The sequence below is a fragment of the Mitsuaria sp. GD03876 genome, assembly GCF_029840635.1.
GTDB lineage: Bacteria > Pseudomonadota > Gammaproteobacteria > Burkholderiales > Burkholderiaceae_C > Roseateles.
Window position 1 is genome coordinate 19,840 of the sequence record NZ_JAOCCU010000038.1, and the last position, 18,285, is coordinate 38,124.

The following is an 18,285-nucleotide window of genomic DNA, read 5'->3' on the forward strand; positions in this document are numbered from 1 at the left end:
GGGAGGACACATGAGCGATGACGATCTGAAGGAGCAGGCGCGCGTGCTGCTCGGCAGCCTGGAGACGCCCACGCTGACCAAGGCCGAGCTGGCGGAGCTGCTGTTCGACAAGCTCGGGCTGAACAAGCGCGAGTCCAAGGACATGGTCGAGGCCTTCTTCGACATCATTCATCAGAGCCTGTCCAGCGGCCGCGAGGTGAAGCTGTCGGGCTTCGGCAACTTCAACATCCGGCGCAAGGCGCCCAGACCGGGCCGCAACCCGCGCACCGGCGAAGCGATCCCCATCAAGGCCCGCAACGTCGTGACGTTTCATGCGAGTCACAAATTGAAAGAAGCCGTCCAAGGCAACACGCCTTCGGGTGGTGACTTCGAGTAGAGTCTGACCCTTCCCGCCGCCGCCGGAGCCGCTGATCCCCATGGACGTCCAGCTTCCCGCCATTCCCGCCAAGCGCTACTTCACCATCGGTGAGGTGAGCGAGCTGTGCGGCGTGAAGCCCTATGTCCTGCGGTATTGGGAACAGGAATTCACGCAGCTCAAGCCGATGAAGCGCCGGGGCAACCGGCGCTACTACCAGCACCATGAAGTGCTGCTGATCCGCCGCATCCGTGACCTGCTCTACGACCAGGGCTTCACCATCAGCGGCGCGCGCAATCAACTGATCGACACCACCCACGCGGGTGCCGGCTCGAGCGCGCAGGAGTTCCGTGCCGAGGCGATCGCCGCCGCGCAGCTGGAGCAGTTCCGCGAGCACCGCGAGGTCGCGCGCGCGCTGGCCGCCGACGTGGCGGACGGTGCCGCGCACACCAGCGTCACGCTCGAGAAACTGACGCTGGAGCAGGTGCGGGATGAATTGATGGCGATTCGAGAGAGTTTGCTTGCCTGAGCGCAGAAATTGCGTATAGAATCTGAGGCTTCGTCGGGGTGTAGCGCAGCCTGGTAGCGCACTTGCATGGGGTGCAAGGGGTCGCGAGTTCGAATCCCGCCACCCCGACCATTAATAAGAAGAACCAAGAAGCCCGGTACCGCAAGGTGCCGGGCTTTTTGCTTTGGGGCCGAGCCCCATCCAGGGGCGAAGCAGGTCGATGCGCATCGCCAGTCCCGCGGCGATCGCGCAGGCCGCCACCGTGATCGCCACGACGGCGCTGGCTTCCAGCGCCAGCGGCCACTGCAGCGGCGCGAGCAGGTGCCCGGCAATGACCGTCGCCGTCTGGTGAACGAGATAGAACGGGAACACCGCCAGCGTCAGCCAGCGCAACTGCGGGGAATCGCGCCCGGACAGCCACTGGCGACCGAAGCCCAGCACCGCCACGATCGGCAGCCACTGCTTGCCGGCATTGAGCGCGCGCAGCGCCATCAGCAGCGCCTCGGGGAAGTCGTCGCCATGCGCCGCGCGCCAGGCGTCCGTGATCTGCGACGAGCCCAGGTGGACGACGACATAAGCGACCAGCGCGATCCAGCGCAACCGCCGCGCGGCCTCCCAGGCGCCGTGCCGGTCTTCACGCGTTCCGAACAGCGCGAAGCCGAGCACGAACATCCCGACGTACACGCCGTGCTGGTACCAGTCGTGGACGAGGTCATGCGTCGCCGGGAATCGATCGAGCAGGTGCTGGCGCAGCAGCGCGAACAGCAGCCACGGCACCCACAGCAGCCGGCCGCCCGACACGAGCCGCCCCCAGCCCGGGGCGGCCAGCCATCGCCGCGCGGCTGGAACGCGAAGCATCGCCAGCACCACCGCCGTGTACGCCCACAGGTAGGGCAGGAACCACAGGTGGTTCCAGGTTGGCAGCCGCAGGCAGTCATTGCCGCGGCAAAAGCCGTGATACGCCTGGAAGTAGAGGGTCAGGAAGTCCAGATAGCTGCCGCCGTAGCCCAGCTTCTCGACGACCTCCAGGTAGGACTGCGGCGGCACGATCACCGCCATCCCGAACAGCAGCGGCAACAGCAGCCGCTTGCTGCGGGTGGCGAGCAAGGCGCCAACGCCGCCGGCGGGACGGGCGCCGACGGCACGTTCGGCCATCAACGCGGTCGCGGCGCCCGAGATCAGGAACAGCAGCGACATCCGCCACGGGTTCAGCCACAGCATCCAGGCCTCCAGCGCCGGGACGAGCCGCGGCGACTTCACGTGCCAGTCCCAGCTCACGTAGAACATGCCCGAGTGATAGAGGATCAGCAGCCCGAAGGCGAGGACGCGCAGCCAGTCCAGCTCGGTGAGGCGGGACGCGGGCGAGGGCGCGGAGAAGGGGGATGTGGCGTTCATGGGGCGCCAGCTTCGTCGCCCGTCGCCGTGCCGAGGAAGGAATGTGACGAGCCGCCCCCGCGCGGTGACGATCCGCCCCGTCCCCGGGGCGGTCCGCGCCCCTACACTGCGCCGCCATGACCGAGGACAAGTGGCTGGGGATCTATCTGGAGAGGCGGCGCTGGATCGAGCGCCTGGCCTGGACCGTGCTGCTGCTCGGATCGGCGGCCGCCAACACGATCACCACCAACCTCGACATCCGCCGCGCCCATCTGCCGTTCGAGATCTGGGAGCCGGCGGTCTGGGAGTTCTCCAGCGCGCTCGTCTGGATGGTCCTGATCCCGTGGATGGTGCGGGCAGCCGACACCCGGCCGCTGCGCTGGGGGCAACTGCGGCGTCACCTGCCCTGGCATCTGCTGTTCGCGCTGCTGACCAGCCTGGCGCACGTGCTGGGCATGGTGGCGTTGCGCAAGCTGGCGTACGCCACCCAGGACGCGCGATACGACTTCGGCAACTGGCCGGTCGAGCTGGCCTACGAGGCGCTCAAGGACGTCCGCAGCTATGCCTTCATCCTGCTGATCGTCGGCGCGTACCGGCTGTTCGTGTGGCGATGGCAGGGCGAGGCGAGCCTGCTCGCCGCGGCGCCGGGCGCGCCGGCCGTGTCCGCGACGACCGCGCCTGCCACCGGGGATCCGGCGACGCCGGCGTCGTCGATGCCGTCGCCCGAGCCCGCGTCGCCGGCGGACCGGGATCCCGAACCCGAAGCCGCCCGCCCGGAGCGCCTGCTGGTGAAGAAACTCGGCAAGGAATTCCTGCTGCCGGTGGAGGAGATCGAGTGGGTGCAGGCCTGCGGCAACTACGTCAACCTGCATCGCCAGCAGCATGACTATCCGTTGCGCAGCAGCCTGGGCGCCTTCGAGCAGCGGCTCGATCCGGCCGCCTTCGTGCGCGTGCACCGCAGCTACCTGGTGCGGCTGGCGTTGATCGAGGCGATCGAGCCGACCGAGGCCGGCGACGCCCACCTGCGGCTGCGCGACGGCAGCCGGCTGCCCTGCAGCCGCACCTACCTGGAGCGGCTGCGACAGCGCCTTGTCTGACTGGGCGATCTCCTGTCCGCCGGGTTCACCGGAGCCGCCTCGCGCGGCTATGCTCTGACCCCAATGGACGCCCCGCTGGAATCCCGAGAAGCCGCCGATCCGTCGCCGCGCCTGCTGCGCGAACCCGGCGACGGCGGCCGCATGCGGGCCCGGCTCGAGGGCGACTGGACGCTGCTGTCGCTGCGCGAACGCGTGGAGGCGTTGCGCGGCGAGCTCGGCGAGATCCCGACCGCCAATGTCTCCTGGGACCTGAGCGCGGTGCGCCGGCTCGACCCGACCGGCGCGCTGCTGCTGTGGCAGGCCTGGGGCCGGCGCCAGCCGGAGGACCTGCACTGGCCGCCGGCGCCGCTGTCCGACATGTTCCAGGCGCTGTTCGCGCGGCTGGGCAGCAAGCAGGGCAAGCCCGCGAAACCACCGCGCGCGCAGAACGTGCGCCAGTTCGGCCAGGGCCTGCTCAACACCGCCAGCCACCTGCTGGACGCGGTCGCGCTGCTGGGCCAGGTCGTGCGCGACCTCGGCCGGCTGGCGCGCCATCCGACGCTGATCGCGTGGAAGGACATCTCCGCCCACATCTACCGCAGCGGCGCCCAGGCGCTGGGCATCACCGCGCTGGTCGGCGTGCTGGTGGGCATCACGCTGTCGTACCTGACCGCCAAGCAGCTGCAGAGCTACGGGGCCGACATCTACGTCATCAACATCCTGGGCATCAGCGTCTGGCGGGAGCTCGGCCCGCTGCTCGCGGCGATCCTGGTGGCGGGGCGCAGCGGCTCGGCGATGACCGCCCAGCTCGGCGTGATGCGGGTGACGCAGGAACTGGACGCGCTGTCGGTGATGGGCATCTCGCACACGATCCGGCTGGTGCTGCCCAAGATGGTGGCGCTGGCACTGTCGTTGCCCCTGGTGATGACCTGGACCAGCTCGATGGTGCTGCTGGGCGGCATGGTTGCCGCGCGCGCCACGCTGGGCCTGGAATACGTGCAGTTCCTGCAGGGATTGCCGGCCGCGGTGCCGGTGGCCAACCTGTGGCTGGGACTGTCGAAATCGGCCGTGTTCGGCCTGTTGATCGCCTTCACGGCCTGCCACTTCGGGCTGCGGATCAAGCCGAACAGCGAAAGCCTCGGGACCGGGACCACCTCCTCGGTGGTGGCCTCGATCACCGTGGTGATCATCGTGGACGCGATCTTCGCGGTGATGTTCTCGGACGTGGGGATCAAGGGATGAACGACTGCACCGAACCCTCCTCGGCGGACGTCGCCGAGGCCCAGCTGAACCTGCGGCCCGGCGATCCGGTCATCGAGGTGCGCCACGTGGGCACCGTGCTCGGCGGCGTGCGCATTCACAAGGACCTGAGCCTCGAGGTCGCGGCCGGCGAGGTGCTGGGCATCATCGGCGGCTCGGGCAGCGGCAAGACGACGCTGCTGCGCCTGATGCTCGGCCTGGAGCGCCCGAGCGAGGGCGAGGTCCTGATCTTCGGCCACAAGCTGGGCAAGTGCGAGGCCACCGACCTGGCGCAGGTCCGCCACCGCTGGGGCGTGCTGTTCCAGCAGGGCGCGCTGTTCTCGGCGCTGACGGTGTTCGACAACATCGCGCTGCCGCTGCGCGAGCTCAAGAGCCTGCCCGACGACCTGATCGCGGAGCTGGTGATGACCAAGCTGCAGCAGGTCGGCCTGAAGCCGGAGGACGGCATCAAGATGCCGGCCGAACTGTCGGGCGGCATGGTCAAGCGGGTGTCGCTGGCGCGCTCGCTGATCATGGATCCGCAGCTGCTGTTCCTGGACGAGCCGACGGCCGGCCTGGACCCGGCCAGCTCAAAGGGCTTCGTGCAACTGATCGAGAGCCTCAAGCGGGAGATGTCGCTGACGGTGGTGATGGTCACCCACGACGTCGACACGCTGTTCGCGATCGCGGACCGGGTCGCCGTGCTGGCCGACCAGCACCTGATCGCGCACGGGCCGCTGGAGGTGGTGGTCAAGCAGTCGCATCCGTTCATCCGCAACTTCTTCCTCGGCCACGCGGACCGCTGCGCGGCCGAGAACCTGCGCAGCTACCGCGACGCGCTGCACCACCGCGACGAACTCGCGGCCTGAGCGCCGCGGCGTCGACGACAAGAAAGGATTTCGGGCGAGCACATGGAAAACAAGGCACATGCATTGGCCACCGGCCTGTTCGTGCTGCTGCTCGGGGCGGCGCTGGTGGCGGTGATCCTGTGGTTCCGCGACGACCGCGGCGACACGCAGAGCTTCACCGTGGTGACGCGCGCGGGCGTGCCGGGGCTCAACGTCAAGGCGCCGGTGAAGCTGCGCGGCGTGCAGGTCGGCAAGGTCGACGAGATCCGCTTCGACCCGGCCGATCCGAAGCAGATCCTGGTCGACATCGAGGTCGACGCCGACGCCCCGATCGCCGCCGGCACCACCGCCAAGCTCGGCTACCAGGGCATCACCGGCCTGTCGTTCATCGATCTCTACGACGGCCCCGAGCCGGCCGATCCGAAGCAGAGCGTGCTGCAGACGCGGCGCATCGGCCTGGCGCCGTCGTTCTTCGACCAACTGCAGGACGTCGGCCCGAAGCTGGCGGCCAGCGCGCTGCAGACGATGGAGCGCGTCCAGCAGGTGCTCAGCGAGGGCAACCAGAAGCAGCTCAGCGAGACGCTGGCGCAGCTGAACCAGGCCTCGGCCGGCCTGAACGAGCTGATCCACGACCTGCGGCCGACCGCGCAGGCGCTGCCCTCGCTGGTGAAGAACGCCGACGGGCTGGTCGTCGCCGGCCGCCAGACGCTGGGCAACATCGACACGCTGGCGAAGCAGGGCGGCGAGCTCGCCGACGAATACAAGGGCAAGGCCGCGGCGATCGACCAGCTCGGCGACGCGGCGGTGCAGATGCAGCGCACGCTGCGCCGCGTGGAACTGTCGCTGGTCGGCTCGGCCGACAAGCCGCGCCAGCGCGCGGTGCTGGACGACCTGTCGCAGGCCGCCCGCGCGCTCGAGCGCGCCGCGCAGCGCATCGGCGACCAGCCGCAGAGCCTGATCCTCGGACCGAAGCCCGGCGAGCCCGGGCCCGGCGAATCGGGCTTCGACGCCGGAGCGAAGAAATGAACGACGAACGCCTCTTTCCCCGCGAGGGCCGCGCCCGCCGCGCGCTGACGATCGGCGCGCTGGCGCTCACCGCCCTCGTCGTCGCAGGCTGCGGCAGCCGCGCGCCGGCGCCGACGCAGATGGACCTCGGCCCCGCGGCGGCCTGGCCGGCGCAGGCGACGCTCGCGCGCCGCGTCGACCTGCAGGCGGTGAGCGCGCCCGAGACGCTGCAGAGCACCGGCATCGTCTACCGGCTGGGCGACACCGATCCCTACGCGCGGCGCGCCTATCGCGACTCGCGCTGGGCGGCGCCGCTGCCGGTGCTGGTGGCCGCGCGGCTGCGCCAGCAGATCGCCCGCGCCCCGGTGATGCCGGTGCCGGCAGGCGCCGAGACGCCGGCGCCGATCGCCGTCACGCTGGAGCTGGAGGAATGCCTGCAGCACTTCAGCAGCGCGTCGCGCAGCGAGGTGCAGCTGCGGGTGATGGCGACCGCCGAGGACGGCACGCAACGCGCGTTCGATCGCGCGGAGCCGGCCGGCGCCGACGCCGAGGGCGCGGTGAAGGCGACGGCGGCGGCGGTCGACGCGCTCGGCCCGGAGATCGCGGCCTGGGCCGCGACCCTGTCTCCGCGCGTGCCGCAAGGGCGCGGCCGGCGTTGATCCGGCATCGATGCCGGCCTTGACCCCGGCGGCGACGAAGCGACAACGGGGCCGAGGGCCCCGTTGCTTCGTGTGGCGAGCGCGCGGGCTCGGGCCCGCGTGCCGGGCGTCAACGGCGGCGCTTCGAGCCGCCGCCCAGCAAGCTGCCCAGCACGCCGCGGACGATCTCGCGGCCCACCGACGAGCCGATCGAGCGCAGCGCCGACTTGGCCGCCGTCTCGGCCAGGCCCTCATGGCGTCCGCCGCGCGGGCCGGTGCTGCCGAAGAGCACGTCCTTCAGGCCGTCCAGCATGCCGCCGCCCTGGTCGGGCTGCGGCGCCGGCGCGGGTGCCGCGCGGCCGCCGCCGGTGCGGAAGGCGCTGTCCGCCTCGTCGGCCATCGAGCCGCCGCGCGACGCCGGTGCCTGCTGCTGCTGGCGTTCCTGCGCGGCCGGCGTCGCGGCGGCGCGGCCGGTCAGCTTTTCATAGGCCGACTCGCGGTCGACCTGCTTCTCGTACACGCCCGCGACCAGCGAGCCGGCGATCAGCGCCTTGCGCTGCTCCGGCGTGATCGGGCCGATCTGGCTGCCCGGCGGCAGCACGAACACGCGTTCGGTGATGCAGGGCCGGCCCTTGTCGTCGAGCAGGCTGACCAGCGCCTCGCCGACGCCCAGTTCGGTGATCGCCATCGCGATGTCCAGGCCCGCCTTCGGCCGCATCGTGTCGGCGGCGGCCTTGACCGCCTTCTGGTCGCGCGGCGTGAAGGCGCGCAGCGCGTGCTGCACCCGGTTGCCGAGCTGGCCCAGCACCGTGTCCGGGATGTCCAGCGGGTTCTGCGTCACGAAATAGACGCCCACGCCCTTGGACCGCACCAGGCGCACCACCAGCTCGATGCGCTCGACCAGCGCCGACGGCGCGTCCTTGAACAGCAGGTGCGCCTCGTCGAAGAAGAACACCAGCTTGGGCTTGTCCAGGTCGCCGACCTCGGGCAGCGTCTCGAACAGCTCCGACAGCATCCACAGCAGGAAGGTCGCGTACAGCCGCGGCGCCGCCATCAGCTTGTCGGCCGCCAGGATGTTGATGACGCCCAGGCCGTCCGACGTCTGCATGAAGTCGTGGATGTCGAGCATCGGCTCGCCGAAGAACTTGTCGCCGCCCTGCGCCTCGATCTGCAGCAGCCCGCGCTGGATCGCGCCGACGCTGGCCGCCGACACGTTGCCGTACTGGGTGGTGAAGTCGCTGGCGTTGTCGCCGACGTGCTGCAGCATCGCGCGCAGGTCCTTCAGGTCCAGCAGCGCCAGGCCCTGGTCGTCGGCGATCTTGAACACCATCTGCAGCACGCCGGCCTGGGTCTCGTTCAGGCCCAGCATCCGCGACAGCAGCAGCGGACCCATGTCGGAGACGGTGGCGCGCACCGGATGGCCCTGCTCGCCGAAGACGTCCCACAGCGTGGTGGGGCAGGCGATCGCCGCGGGCGGCTCGATGCCGCGCTCCTTGAGCACGGCCAGCAACTTGGTCGACGGGGCGCCCGCCTGGGAGATGCCGGTCAGGTCGCCCTTGACGTCCGCCATGAAGACCGGGACGCCCATCTGGCTGAACGATTCGGCCAGTTTCTGGAGACTGATCGTCTTGCCGGTGCCGGTCGCGCCGGTGATCAGGCCGTGGCGGTTGGCCAACGCCGGCAGCAGCTGACATTCGATGTCGCCGTGGCGGGCCAGCAGGATCGGGTCGGCCATGCGGAAGTCTCCAGAGGCAAAAAGCTAAAATCGCAGTCTAACGAAGCATCAACAGCGCCGGCCCGGAGTTTTTCCGGGCCGTCGTTCATAGGAGAACGAGGACATGGCAGGGCATTCCAAATGGGCCAACATCCAGCACCGCAAGGGCCGCCAGGACGAGAAGCGCGGAAAGATCTGGACCCGTCTGACGCGTGAAATCATCGTCTCGGCGCGCGCCGGCGGTGCCGACGTCAACATGAATCCCCGCCTGCGCCTGGCGATCGAGAAGGCCAAGGCCGCCAACATGCCGGCCGACAACATCAAGCGCAACGTCGACAAGGCCACCGGCAACCTCGACGGCGTGACCTACGAGGAAATCCGCTACGAGGGCTACGGCATCGGCGGCGCCGCGGTCATCGTGGACTGCATGACCGACAACCGCGTGCGCACCGTCGCCGAGGTCCGTCACGCGTTCAGCAAGTACGGCGGCAACCTGGGCACCGAGGGCTCGGTGGCCTTCCAGTTCAAGCATTGCGGCCAGCTGGTCTTCGCGCCGGGCACGTCCGAGGACAAGGTCATGGAAGTGGCGCTGGAAGCCGGCGCCGAGGACGTGATCACCGACGACGACGGCGCCATCGAGGTGCTGACCGCCCCGGGCGACTACGAGGCGGTGAAGAACGCGCTGGAGGCGGCCGGCCTGAAGGCCGAGGTCGCCGAAGTCACGATGCGCGCCGAGAACACGATCGACCTGGCCGGCGACGAGGCCGCGCGCATGCAGAAGCTGCTCGACATCATCGAGGACCTGGACGACGTCCAGGAGGTCTATCACAACGCGAGCCTGTCCGAATGAAGGTCCTGGTCCTTGGCAATGGCGGCCGCGAGCATGCGCTGGCCTGGCGTCTGGCGCAGGGCGAGCGCGTCACGCAGGTGTTCGTGGCCCCCGGCAACGGCGGCACCGCGCGTGATCCGCTGCTGAAGAACGTCCCGATCACCGACGTCAAGGCGCTGGCCGACTTCGCGGTCGAGCAGAAGATCGCGCTGACGGTGGTCGGCCCCGAGGCCTTCCTGGCCGCCGGCGTCGTCGACGAGTTCCGCGCCCGCGGGCTGCGCATCTTCGGCCCCACCAAGGCGGCCGCGCAGCTGGAGAGCTCCAAGGCCTTCGCCAAGGAGTTCATGAAGCGCCACGGCATCCCCACCGCCGCGTACGAGACCTTCAGCGACACCGCCGCCGCGCATGCCTACGTCGACGCGCAGGGCGCGCCGATCGTCATCAAGGCCGACGGCCTGGCCGCGGGCAAGGGCGTCGTCGTGGCGATGACGCTGCAGGAGGCGCACGAGGCGATCGACTGGATCCTGGCCGACAACAAGCTCGGCGTCGTGCACAACGAGGGCGGCGCGCGCGTCGTCATCGAGCAGTTCCTCGAAGGCGAGGAAGCCAGCTTCATCGTGCTGTGCGACGGCCGCAACGTCCTGCCGCTGGCCACCAGCCAGGACCACAAGCGGCTGCTCGACGCCGACCAGGGCCCCAACACGGGCGGCATGGGCGCGTACTCGCCGGCGCCGGTGGTCACGCCCAACGTGCACGCCAAGGTGATGCACGAGATCGTCATGCCGACGATCCAGGGCATGGCCCGCGACGGCACGCCGTTCACCGGCTTCCTGTACGCCGGGCTGATGATCGACGCGCAGGGCCAGCCGCGCACCGTCGAGTTCAACACCCGCATGGGCGACCCCGAGACGCAGCCGATCATGATGCGGCTCAAGAGCGACCTGTTCGAGGTGCTGATGCACGCCACCGACGGCACGCTCGACCAGGTCGAGCTGCAGTGGGACCGCCGCGCCGCGCTGGGCGTGGTGATGGCCGCGAGCGGGTATCCGCTGTCGCCGCGCAAGGGCGACGCGATCACCGGCCTGCCCGAGGACGCCGAGGACGCGATGGTCTTCCACGCCGGCACCGCGATGCAGGACGACAAGCTGGTCACCAGCGGCGGCCGCGTGCTGTGCGTGACGGCGCTGGGCGAGGCGGTGCGCCACGCGCAGCAGCGCGCCTACCAGGCCGCGCAATCGATCCAGTTCGACGGCAAGCAGTACCGCCAGGACATCGGCCATCGCGCGATCAAGCGCTGACCTGACGTGGCTCCTTCCGCTCCCCGCCGCTGGACCGGCCCGCTGACGCCGATGTCCGGCGGCAGCGCGCTGGCGCGCGCCGTGATGCGCCTGTTCGGCTGGGGCATCGACTGCCACGGCCTGCCGGCGAAGCAGGGCGTCGTGATGGTCTACCCGCACACGTCGAACTGGGACTTCCCGATCGGCGTGCTGACGAAGTGGAGCCTCGGTTTCCAGCTGCGCTTCTGGGCCAAGGACAGCCTGTTCAAGCTGCCGCTCGTCGGCCACTGGATGCGCGCGATCGGCGGCGTGGCGGTGAACCGGCGCTCGGCCAACGGGCTGGTCGGGGACACCGTCGGCCAGATGCTCGAGGCCCGCGCGCGCGGCGAGCCGTTCTGGCTGATCGCCGCGCCCGAAGGCACGCGCGGCTACGTCGACCACTGGAAGTCGGGCGCGTACCACGTGGCCGTGCAGGCCGGCGTGCCGGTCGGGCTGGCGTCGTTCGACTTCGCCATCCGGCGCGTGGTCTTCACCGACTTCGTCGAGGTCAGCGGCGATCCCGACCAGGACTTCGCGCTGTTCGCCGAGATCCTGAAGGGCCGCCGCGGCAAGCACCCCGAGCAGGCCGGTCCGATCCGGCTCAAGCCCAACGCGCCCGCCGCGCCCACCGCCCCCCAGCCCACGGCGGCACGAGAGACCGCCTCCGACGGAGATCCCCGATGAACACGCAGTTGGTGCGCGACTACCTGCTCGGCCTGCAGCAGCGGATCGTCACGACCCTGGAACGGCTGGATGGCCAGGCCTTCATCGTCGATGCCTGGCAGCGCGAACCCGGCGGCCGCCTCGAGGGCGATGGCCTGGTGCGCCTGATCGAGAACGGCGCCGTCTTCGAGCGCGGCGGCGTCAACTTCTCGCATGTGCGCGGCCGCGTGCTGCCGCCGTCGGCCACCGCGCACCGGCCCGAGCTGGCGGGCTCGCCGTTCGAGGCGATGGGCGTGTCGCTGGTGCTGCACCCGCACAATCCCTTCGTGCCGACGGTCCACATGAACGTGCGCATGTTCGCGGCGCTGCCGGCGGACCGCGATCCGGTCGTCTGGTTCGGCGGCGGCATGGACCTGACGCCGTACTACGGCTTCGAGCGCGACGCGCAGCATTTCCATCGCACCTGCCGCGCGGCGCTGGAGCCGCACGGCCCGGACCTCTACCCGCGCTTCAAGCAGTGGTGCGACGAGTACTTCCACCTGAAGCACCGCAACGAGCCGCGCGGCATCGGCGGCATCTTCTTCGACGACCACGCCGAGGGCGGCTTCGACCAGGCCTTCGGCATGCTGCAGTCGGTCGGCGACGCGTTCGTGCCGGCCTACGAGCCGATCGTCGAGCGCCGCCACGGCCTGGCCTACGGCGAGCGCGAGCGCGACTTCCAGGCCTACCGCCGCGGGCGCTATGTCGAGTTCAACCTGGTCTTCGACCGCGGCACGCTGTTCGGGCTGCAGTCGGGCGGCCGCACCGAGTCGATCCTGATGTCGATGCCGCCGGTGGCGCGCTGGCGCTACGACTGGGCGCCCGAGGAGGGCTCGCCCGAGGCGCGGCTGTACAGCGACTTCCTGCGTCCGCGGGACTGGGCGGACGAGCCGCCCACGCATCTCTGGTTCTGAGGGTCACGAGTGAGCAAGAGCCATTCGAACCGCACGCGACAGGTCGGATGGTTCGGCGGGTCGTTCGATCCGGTCCATCGCGCCCACCTGGTGCTGGCGCGCGCGGCGCTCGACCAGCTGGGCCTGGACGAGGTGCGTTGGATCGTCGCGGGGCAGCCGTGGCAGAAGGCGGGACGGCGCATGGCGAGCGCCGCGGACCGGGCCGAGATGGTCCGGTTGACGATCGAGGGGCCGGGCGGCGACGCGCGCTTCGTCCTCGACGATCGCGAGATGAGGCGCGTCGGGCCGAGCTACACGCTCGACTCGGTGCGCGGGTATCAGCAGGAGCGCCCCGACGACGCGCTCTGGCTGATCCTGGGACAGGACCAACTGGCCGGCTTCACGAGCTGGAACGGTTGGGAGGAACTGGTCGAGCGCATGGGACTGGCGGTGGCCGCCCGCGCGCGGGACGAGGTGAGGGCGCCGGCGGCGCTGCTGGAACGGCCGCACCGGCTGGTCCCGCTGACGATGCCGGCGCTGCAATGGTCATCCACCGAGGCCCGCCGTCTGGCGGCCGAGGGCGCTGACGTGAGGCCCGTGGTGGGCGACGAGGTGGCGGGGTATATTGCCCGGCACCGTCTCTACAGTGAGAACTGAATGGACATCAAGAAACTGGAACGTGCCATCGTCGATGGTCTGGAGGATGTGAAGGCGCAGGACATCCTGGTCTTCGACACCGAGCGCTTGTCGCCGTTGTTCGAGCGCGTGATCATCGCGTCGGGCACGAGCAACCGGCAGACCAAGGCGCTGGCGTCCAGCGTGCGCGAGACGGTCAAGAAGCGCGGCATGCAGGTCATGCGCACCGAGGGCGAGGACAACGGCGAATGGATCATCGTGGACTGCGGCGCGGCCGTCGTCCATCTGATGCAGCCGGCGATCCGCCAGTACTACCACCTCGAGGAAATCTGGGGCGGCAAGCCGGTCAAGCTCAAGCTGGGCAACAGCGGCACGAAGCTGGTGAAGGCCTCCGAGCCGATCGACGAGGACGAGGACGCGCCCAAGGCGAAGAAGTCCGCGGCGAAGAAGCCGGCCAAGGCCAAGTCGGCCGACGGCGAGGCGGTCGCCTCCGCGTCGAAGAAGGCGCCGACCCGCGCCACCGGCAAGAAGTCCGCCGCCGCGAAGGCGACGGACAAGGCCGCCGACAAGGCGGCCAAGCCAGCCAAGGCGGCCAAGCCCGCCGCGAAGAAGACGACGGCCAAGTCCGCCGACGCCAAGCCCGCGGCCAAGACCGCCCGCAAGCCGGCCGCCACGAAGGCGCCGATCGAGACGGTGAAGGTCGGCTCGAAGAAGCCGGCGGTGAAGAAGGTGTCGCCGAAGGTCGCCGCCGCTAAACCTGCTGCCAAACCCGCCGCGAAGTCCGCGGCCAAGCCCGCGGTGAAGAAGGCGGCCGCGAAGCCGGCGGCCAAGAAGACGACGGTCAAGACCGGCACGAAGTCCAAGGCCAAGGCCTGACCCCGTGCGCCTGGTGCTGTGCGCGGTCGGCCAGAAGATGCCGGCCTGGGCCGACGAGGCCTATGAGGATTTCGCCAAGCGCTTCCCGCCCGAGATGCGGCTGGAGCTCAAGGCGGTGAAGGCGGAGCCGCGCACCACCGGCAAGTCCACCGAGCAACTGATGGCGGCCGAGGCGCAGCGCCTGGACGCCGCCTGCCCGAAGGGCGCGCGGCGCGTGGTGCTCGACGAACGCGGCGATCGCGTCACCTCGAAGCAGCTCGCGCAGCGCCTCGAGACCTGGCGCGGCGACGGCCGCGACGTCGCGATCTTCATCGGCGGGCCGGACGGGCTGGACGACAGCCTCAAGTCGCGCGCCGACGAGAAGCTGCGCCTGTCCGACCTGACCCTGCCGCACGCGTTCGTCCGCGTGCTGCTGGCCGAAGGCCTCTACCGCGCCTGGTCCGTCATGGAAGGGCATCCGTATCACCGCGAGTGACCCGTCCATGTCGACTGCGCCTTTCCCCGGATTCGTCTACCTCGCCTCGCAGAGCCCGCGCCGCCGCCAGCTGCTCGAGCAGATCGGCGTTCGCCATGAATTGCTGCTGCCTGGCGCGGAAGAGGACGCCGAAGCGCTCGAGGCGCTGGTCGACGGCGAGTCGCCCGACGACTACGTGAGCCGCGTCACCGCCGCCAAGCTGCAGGCCGCGCTGCGCCGCCGCGAGGCGCGCGGGCTGGCCGCGGCGCCGGTGTTGTGCTCGGACACGACGGTGGCGCTCGGCGCGCGGATCCTGGGCAAGCCCGACGACGCGGACCATGCGCTGGCGATGCTCGCCAGCCTGTCCGGCCGCGAGCACCGGGTGCTGACCGCGGTCGCCATCGGCCTGCCCGACGGCCGCGTGCTCGGCGCCGTCAACGTGTCGCAGGTGCGATTCGCCGAGATCGGCGCGGCGCGCCTGCAGGCCTACGTGGCTTCGGGTGAACCCATGGGCAAGGCCGGCGCCTATGCGATACAAAGTCAGGCGGCCGCCTGGATCGAGCACATCGCCGGCAGTTATTCGGGCATCATGGGCCTGCCGCTCTTCGAGACGGCGCAACTGTTGAGGGAGGCCGGCTTCTCCGTCTGAAGCCGGCGACGCGGACCGACCGCCGCGAACCGGAGGGCGACTCGAGCGTTGCCGCCAGCCCCGAGGCTGACGAGAGCGCTGGAGCACAAGAACATGGAAGACATCCTGATCAACTGGACCCCGCAGGAAACGCGGGTGGCCGTGGTCGAGAACGGGGCCGTGCAGGAACTGCACATCGAGCGCACGCTGGAACGCGGCCTCGTCGGCAACGTCTATCTCGGCAAGGTGGCGCGGGTGCTGCCGGGCATGCAGTCCGCCTTCATCGACATCGGGCTGGAGCGCGCGGCTTTCCTGCACGTCGCGGACCTGCACCTCAACGGCGTCCAGCCCCGTGGCCACCACGGGCCGCACGGGGAGAACGGCCAGGCGGTGCCGATCGAGCGCCTCGTCTACGAGGGCCAGGCCTTGACGGTGCAGGTGATCAAGGACCCGATCGGCACCAAGGGCGCGCGGCTGTCGACGCAGATCTCGATCGCCGGCCGGCTGCTGGTGCACCTGCCGCAGGACAACCACATCGGCATCTCGCAGAAGATCGGTTCGCCCGAGGCCCGCGACGCGCTGCGCGCGCGCATGCAGACGCTGGTATCGGCGGGCGTGCAGGACGGCAACACCGGCGGCTTCATCCTGCGCACCAATGCCGAGGAGGCGAGCGACGACGAGCTCGGCGCCGACATCGCTTACCTGCGCAAGACCTGGACCTCGATCCGCGACAAGGCGCTGACGCTGCCGCCGGGCAGCCTGCTGTACCAGGACCTGAGCCTGGTGGAGCGCGTGCTGCGCGACCTGGCCAGCGAGCGGACCAACTCGATCCGCATCGACTCGACGCTGCAGCACGACGTCGTGCGCCAGTTCGGCGAGACCTACATGCCGACGGCGACCGCGAAGCTGGAGCTGTACCGGGGCGAGCGCCCGATCTTCGACCTGAACAACATCGATGCCGAGATCGCCCGCGCGCTGGCGCGGCGCGTCGACCTGAAGTCGGGCGGCTACCTGATCATCGACCAGACCGAGGCGATGACGACGATCGACGTCAACACCGGCGGCTTCGTCGGCGCGCGCAACTTCGACGACACGATCTTCAAGACCAACCTCGAGGCGGCCGGCGCGATCGCGCGTCAGCTGCGCCTGCGCAACCTGGGCGGGATCATCATCGTCGACTTCATCGACATGACCCGCGAGGAGCACAAGACCTCGGTGCTGCAGGAGTTCCGCAAGCAGCTCAATCGCGACCGCACCAAGGTGACGATCGGCGGCTTCACGCAACTGGGATTGGTCGAGCTGACCCGCAAGCGCACGCGGGAGTCACTGGCCCGCATGCTCTGCGAGCCGTGCCCGACCTGCGAGGCGCGCGGCCAGGTCAAGACCGCCCGCAGCATCTGCTACGACATCATGCGAGAGATCCTGCGCGAGTCGCGGCAGTTCAATCCGAAGGAGTTCCGCGTCGTGGCGGCCGCCAATGTCGTGGAAATGCTGCTGGACGAGGAGAGCCAGCATCTGGCGGGGCTGTCGGACTTCATCGGCAAGCCGATCTCGTTGACCGCCGAGCCGACCAACCAGACCGAGCATTACGACATCGTGCTGATGTGAGTCCGCGGCGCAGGTGCGCCGCAGGGACCGGCCTTACCAGGCCAGGTCGAGATGCGTGAAAGCGGTCGCGCCCAGGGGGCGCATGGCGCGCGGTGTCGGCGCCAGCGGCCACGGCACCGTCGTGACGCCTTCCTCGAAGCCGAAGCAGGCGAGTGCCGCGGCCTGGCGGACAGGCATCGCAGGCGCGTGGTCGTGGATCAGGCCGGCCGCGGCCGTCGCGGCGGCCACGGCGGCATCGCGCACGCCCATCGGCGACAACTCCAGATACGACAGCGCCGGCCGGGTAAGACGCTCGTGGACCTCGAAGAACGCGAGCCGCGACAGCGCCGCGGTCTGGCAATGGCCGTCCAGGTCGTCCTCCGCCACCGGGTGGCCCAGTTGGTGCAGCGTGGCCAGCAGCACGTCGCGCAGGGTCGTGCCGTGGAGGCGCGCCTCGTCGGAGGCGACGCGCATGCCCGGCGCGAGGCGCTGGGTGTCGACGCGGAAACTGCGGAACATCAGCAGCCCCGCCAGCCGTGCCGCGCCGAGGATCTGGGTCTGCGCATGGGCGAGGCCGTCGTCGGTCACCAACCGGGCGCGGACGAGGCGGTGGAAATGCGCCGACGCGGCGACGAGGTGCTTGAACGAAATCGAGGTCATCGTGTGTGCTCCGGAAGAATTTCCCAAAGTTCGGTGCCGGTCTGCGCGAGGGCCAGGCGCACGCGGGCGTCCGCCAGGACGTGCCGCCATGTCTCGCGCAGTTCGGCTGCCAGCGGGGCGGGCAGGCGTGGCGGCGCGAGCAATGCGTTCCAGGCGGGGACGTCGCGGGCGACCAGGTCGCGGAAGTCCTCGTGGTCGGGTACCGCGTCCAGCGGCGCCAGGGACCGGGGGACCATCGCCGCGGCGCGCGAGGCCACGGGCGTCAGGGCCGCGACCGCGGCGGGCGCTGGCGCGGGCGGTGCCGGCAGCGTCACCCAGCGTCCGAACATGCCGGGCGGGAACGCGGTCACGAAGGGAAGATGACCGACACGGGCCAGCGGCGTGAAGTCCGAGGCCGTCGCGGCGACCGGCGCGAAGGGGTCGTCGGCGAGGCGGGGAGGGCGGTCCAGCAGCGTGCTGACGGTCAGCAGCAGCACGCGGCCGTCGGGCGGCGACGCGGCCACCAGGCGCGCGGCGGCGTAGCCCTGGCGGTCCGGCAGGTGGCGGATCTCGACCGCGGCGCCGGTCCGCTCGGCCCACACGTCCGCCATCGTGCGCGCGACATGGCCGGGCCCGCTTTTCGGCCCGAACGGCGTGACCAGGATCAAGGCCGGCGCGGCGTGCGGGGTGTCCGCGGGCGACGGCTCGGCGAAGGCCGCCTTGAACAGCCCGGCGCAGGACAGCCACACCAGGGCGATCAGCCAGGGGCGCAGGCGGTCTCGCAGCGGGGATTTGGAGTCAGCCATCGGTCCCTCTCGCCTCCATCGGCTCAGCGGCCCCTTGCGGGGCGAAGCGGAGATTTTGGAAATTCGCGGGGACGGCCGGTATGGCCTGAACTGATGGATCAGGCCGAGGTAGATGACATGAATAGGTGGGTGTTCAACTTGGCCGGGGGCTGGAGCGCCGCT

The 18,285-nt window shown here is 70.3% G+C and carries 20 protein-coding genes and 1 tRNA gene; 17 read left to right on the top strand and 4 right to left on the bottom strand.

The features are described 5' to 3' along the window. The first annotated feature begins 10 nt into the window (after positions 1 to 10). From N5D62_RS21095 to N5D62_RS21105, 3 genes are all read left to right on the top strand, one after another. Entirely contained in the window at positions 11 to 376 is a 366-nt protein-coding gene (locus tag N5D62_RS21095) for an integration host factor subunit alpha (protein ID WP_279759860.1), read from the top strand. Between the two features lie 40 nt (positions 377 to 416). After that, positions 417 to 884: a MerR family transcriptional regulator gene (locus N5D62_RS21100; protein WP_279759861.1), complete on the top strand. Its 468-nt coding sequence runs from the start codon at positions 417 to 419 to the stop codon at positions 882 to 884. A gap of 34 nt (positions 885 to 918) precedes the next feature. Beyond that, positions 919 to 995 (top strand) — tRNA-Pro (locus N5D62_RS21105). On the opposite strand, the gene N5D62_RS21110 is transcribed toward N5D62_RS21105, so the two are convergent. Further along, a complete protein-coding gene (locus N5D62_RS21110; RefSeq protein ID WP_279759862.1) occupies positions 996 to 2,258 on the bottom strand; it encodes an acyltransferase family protein in 1,263 nt (420 codons plus the stop codon). A gap of 116 nt (positions 2,259 to 2,374) precedes the next feature. Between N5D62_RS21110 and N5D62_RS21115 the strand changes: the two genes are divergently transcribed. From N5D62_RS21115 to N5D62_RS21135, 5 genes are all read left to right on the top strand, one after another. After that, entirely contained in the window at positions 2,375 to 3,334 is a 960-nt protein-coding gene (locus N5D62_RS21115; protein ID WP_279759863.1) for a LytTR family DNA-binding domain-containing protein, read from the top strand. Positions 3,335 to 3,397: 63 nt separating this feature from the next. Continuing rightward, on the top strand, positions 3,398 to 4,555 hold the full coding sequence (locus N5D62_RS21120) for an ABC transporter permease (RefSeq protein WP_279759864.1): 1,158 nt from the start codon (positions 3,398 to 3,400) through the stop codon (positions 4,553 to 4,555). Beyond that, complete coding sequence (locus N5D62_RS21125) at positions 4,552 to 5,421, top strand: ATP-binding cassette domain-containing protein (protein WP_279759865.1); 870 nt, start codon at positions 4,552 to 4,554, stop codon at positions 5,419 to 5,421. The genes N5D62_RS21120 and N5D62_RS21125 overlap by 4 nt, the downstream gene beginning before the upstream one ends. Positions 5,422 to 5,463: 42 nt before the next feature. Beyond that, positions 5,464 to 6,426: an MlaD family protein gene (locus tag N5D62_RS21130; protein ID WP_279759866.1), complete on the top strand. Its 963-nt coding sequence runs from the start codon at positions 5,464 to 5,466 to the stop codon at positions 6,424 to 6,426. Further along, positions 6,423 to 7,064, top strand: coding sequence for an ABC-type transport auxiliary lipoprotein family protein (locus N5D62_RS21135; protein ID WP_279759867.1), 642 nt, complete (start codon positions 6,423 to 6,425; stop codon positions 7,062 to 7,064). Before N5D62_RS21130 ends, N5D62_RS21135 begins: the two co-directional genes overlap by 4 nt. 109 nt (positions 7,065 to 7,173) lie before the next feature. Here the strand turns inward: N5D62_RS21135 and N5D62_RS21140 are convergent, their stop codons facing one another. Next, entirely contained in the window at positions 7,174 to 8,778 is a 1,605-nt protein-coding gene (locus tag N5D62_RS21140) for a helicase HerA-like domain-containing protein (RefSeq protein WP_279759868.1), read from the bottom strand. A 103-nt stretch (positions 8,779 to 8,881) separates the two neighbouring features. On the opposite strand from N5D62_RS21140, the gene N5D62_RS21145 reads away from it, so the two are divergent. The 9 genes from N5D62_RS21145 to rng all read left to right on the top strand — a co-directional run bounded on the left by N5D62_RS21145 (position 8,882) and on the right by rng (position 16,699). After that, positions 8,882 to 9,607, top strand: coding sequence for a YebC/PmpR family DNA-binding transcriptional regulator (locus tag N5D62_RS21145; RefSeq protein ID WP_279759869.1), 726 nt, complete (start codon positions 8,882 to 8,884; stop codon positions 9,605 to 9,607). Continuing rightward, complete coding sequence (purD, locus tag N5D62_RS21150; RefSeq protein WP_279759870.1) at positions 9,604 to 10,884, top strand: phosphoribosylamine--glycine ligase; 1,281 nt, start codon at positions 9,604 to 9,606, stop codon at positions 10,882 to 10,884. Before N5D62_RS21145 ends, purD begins: the two co-directional genes overlap by 4 nt. 6 nt (positions 10,885 to 10,890) lie before the next feature. Further along, complete coding sequence (locus N5D62_RS21155) at positions 10,891 to 11,586, top strand: 1-acyl-sn-glycerol-3-phosphate acyltransferase (RefSeq protein WP_279759871.1); 696 nt, start codon at positions 10,891 to 10,893, stop codon at positions 11,584 to 11,586. Continuing rightward, positions 11,583 to 12,518, top strand: coding sequence for an oxygen-dependent coproporphyrinogen oxidase (gene hemF / locus N5D62_RS21160; protein ID WP_279759872.1), 936 nt, complete (start codon positions 11,583 to 11,585; stop codon positions 12,516 to 12,518). The genes N5D62_RS21155 and hemF overlap by 4 nt, the downstream gene beginning before the upstream one ends. A 9-nt stretch (positions 12,519 to 12,527) precedes the next feature. Then, positions 12,528 to 13,154, top strand: a complete 627-nt coding sequence (nadD, locus tag N5D62_RS21165; RefSeq protein WP_279759873.1) for a nicotinate (nicotinamide) nucleotide adenylyltransferase — start codon at positions 12,528 to 12,530, stop codon at positions 13,152 to 13,154. Then, complete coding sequence (rsfS, locus tag N5D62_RS21170) at positions 13,155 to 14,009, top strand: ribosome silencing factor (RefSeq protein ID WP_279759874.1); 855 nt, start codon at positions 13,155 to 13,157, stop codon at positions 14,007 to 14,009. A 4-nt stretch (positions 14,010 to 14,013) separates the two neighbouring features. Next, positions 14,014 to 14,484 carry a 23S rRNA (pseudouridine(1915)-N(3))-methyltransferase RlmH gene (gene rlmH / locus N5D62_RS21175; RefSeq protein ID WP_279759875.1) on the top strand — a complete coding sequence of 157 codons (471 nt, stop codon included), beginning with the start codon at positions 14,014 to 14,016 and terminating at the stop codon, positions 14,482 to 14,484. Positions 14,485 to 14,491: 7 nt separating this feature from the next. Beyond that, entirely contained in the window at positions 14,492 to 15,112 is a 621-nt protein-coding gene (locus tag N5D62_RS21180; protein WP_279759876.1) for a Maf family protein, read from the top strand. A 93-nt stretch (positions 15,113 to 15,205) separates the two neighbouring features. Then, a complete protein-coding gene (rng, locus tag N5D62_RS21185) occupies positions 15,206 to 16,699 on the top strand; it encodes a ribonuclease G (RefSeq protein WP_279759877.1) in 1,494 nt (497 codons plus the stop codon). Positions 16,700 to 16,732: 33 nt separating this feature from the next. Here rng and N5D62_RS21190 read toward each other — a convergent pair whose 3' ends face one another. Together N5D62_RS21190 and N5D62_RS21195 are read right to left on the bottom strand one after the other, a co-directional pair. Next, positions 16,733 to 17,338: a hypothetical protein gene (locus N5D62_RS21190; RefSeq protein WP_279759878.1), complete on the bottom strand. Its 606-nt coding sequence runs from the start codon at positions 17,336 to 17,338 to the stop codon at positions 16,733 to 16,735. Beyond that, complete coding sequence (locus N5D62_RS21195) at positions 17,335 to 18,123, bottom strand: hypothetical protein (protein ID WP_279759879.1); 789 nt, start codon at positions 18,121 to 18,123, stop codon at positions 17,335 to 17,337. Before N5D62_RS21195 ends, N5D62_RS21190 begins: the two co-directional genes overlap by 4 nt. Positions 18,124 to 18,285: the final 162 nt, after the last annotated feature.

Coding starts and splice junctions, on each gene's coding strand:
- N5D62_RS21095 (WP_279759860.1), top strand. CDS start 11: ATGAGCGATGACGATCTGAAGGAGCAGGCGCGCGTGCTGCTCGGCAGC.
- N5D62_RS21100 (WP_279759861.1), top strand. CDS start 417: ATGGACGTCCAGCTTCCCGCCATTCCCGCCAAGCGCTACTTCACCATC.
- N5D62_RS21110 (WP_279759862.1), bottom strand. CDS start 2,258: ATGAACGCCACATCCCCCTTCTCCGCGCCCTCGCCCGCGTCCCGCCTC.
- N5D62_RS21115 (WP_279759863.1), top strand. CDS start 2,375: ATGACCGAGGACAAGTGGCTGGGGATCTATCTGGAGAGGCGGCGCTGG.
- N5D62_RS21120 (WP_279759864.1), top strand. CDS start 3,398: ATGGACGCCCCGCTGGAATCCCGAGAAGCCGCCGATCCGTCGCCGCGC.
- N5D62_RS21125 (WP_279759865.1), top strand. CDS start 4,552: ATGAACGACTGCACCGAACCCTCCTCGGCGGACGTCGCCGAGGCCCAG.
- N5D62_RS21130 (WP_279759866.1), top strand. CDS start 5,464: ATGGAAAACAAGGCACATGCATTGGCCACCGGCCTGTTCGTGCTGCTG.
- N5D62_RS21135 (WP_279759867.1), top strand. CDS start 6,423: ATGAACGACGAACGCCTCTTTCCCCGCGAGGGCCGCGCCCGCCGCGCG.
- N5D62_RS21140 (WP_279759868.1), bottom strand. CDS start 8,778: ATGGCCGACCCGATCCTGCTGGCCCGCCACGGCGACATCGAATGTCAG.
- N5D62_RS21145 (WP_279759869.1), top strand. CDS start 8,882: ATGGCAGGGCATTCCAAATGGGCCAACATCCAGCACCGCAAGGGCCGC.
- purD (WP_279759870.1), top strand. CDS start 9,604: ATGAAGGTCCTGGTCCTTGGCAATGGCGGCCGCGAGCATGCGCTGGCC.
- hemF (WP_279759872.1), top strand. CDS start 11,583: ATGAACACGCAGTTGGTGCGCGACTACCTGCTCGGCCTGCAGCAGCGG.
- rsfS (WP_279759874.1), top strand. CDS start 13,155: ATGGACATCAAGAAACTGGAACGTGCCATCGTCGATGGTCTGGAGGAT.
- N5D62_RS21180 (WP_279759876.1), top strand. CDS start 14,492: ATGTCGACTGCGCCTTTCCCCGGATTCGTCTACCTCGCCTCGCAGAGC.
- rng (WP_279759877.1), top strand. CDS start 15,206: ATGGAAGACATCCTGATCAACTGGACCCCGCAGGAAACGCGGGTGGCC.
- N5D62_RS21190 (WP_279759878.1), bottom strand. CDS start 17,338: ATGACCTCGATTTCGTTCAAGCACCTCGTCGCCGCGTCGGCGCATTTC.
- N5D62_RS21195 (WP_279759879.1), bottom strand. CDS start 18,123: ATGGCTGACTCCAAATCCCCGCTGCGAGACCGCCTGCGCCCCTGGCTG.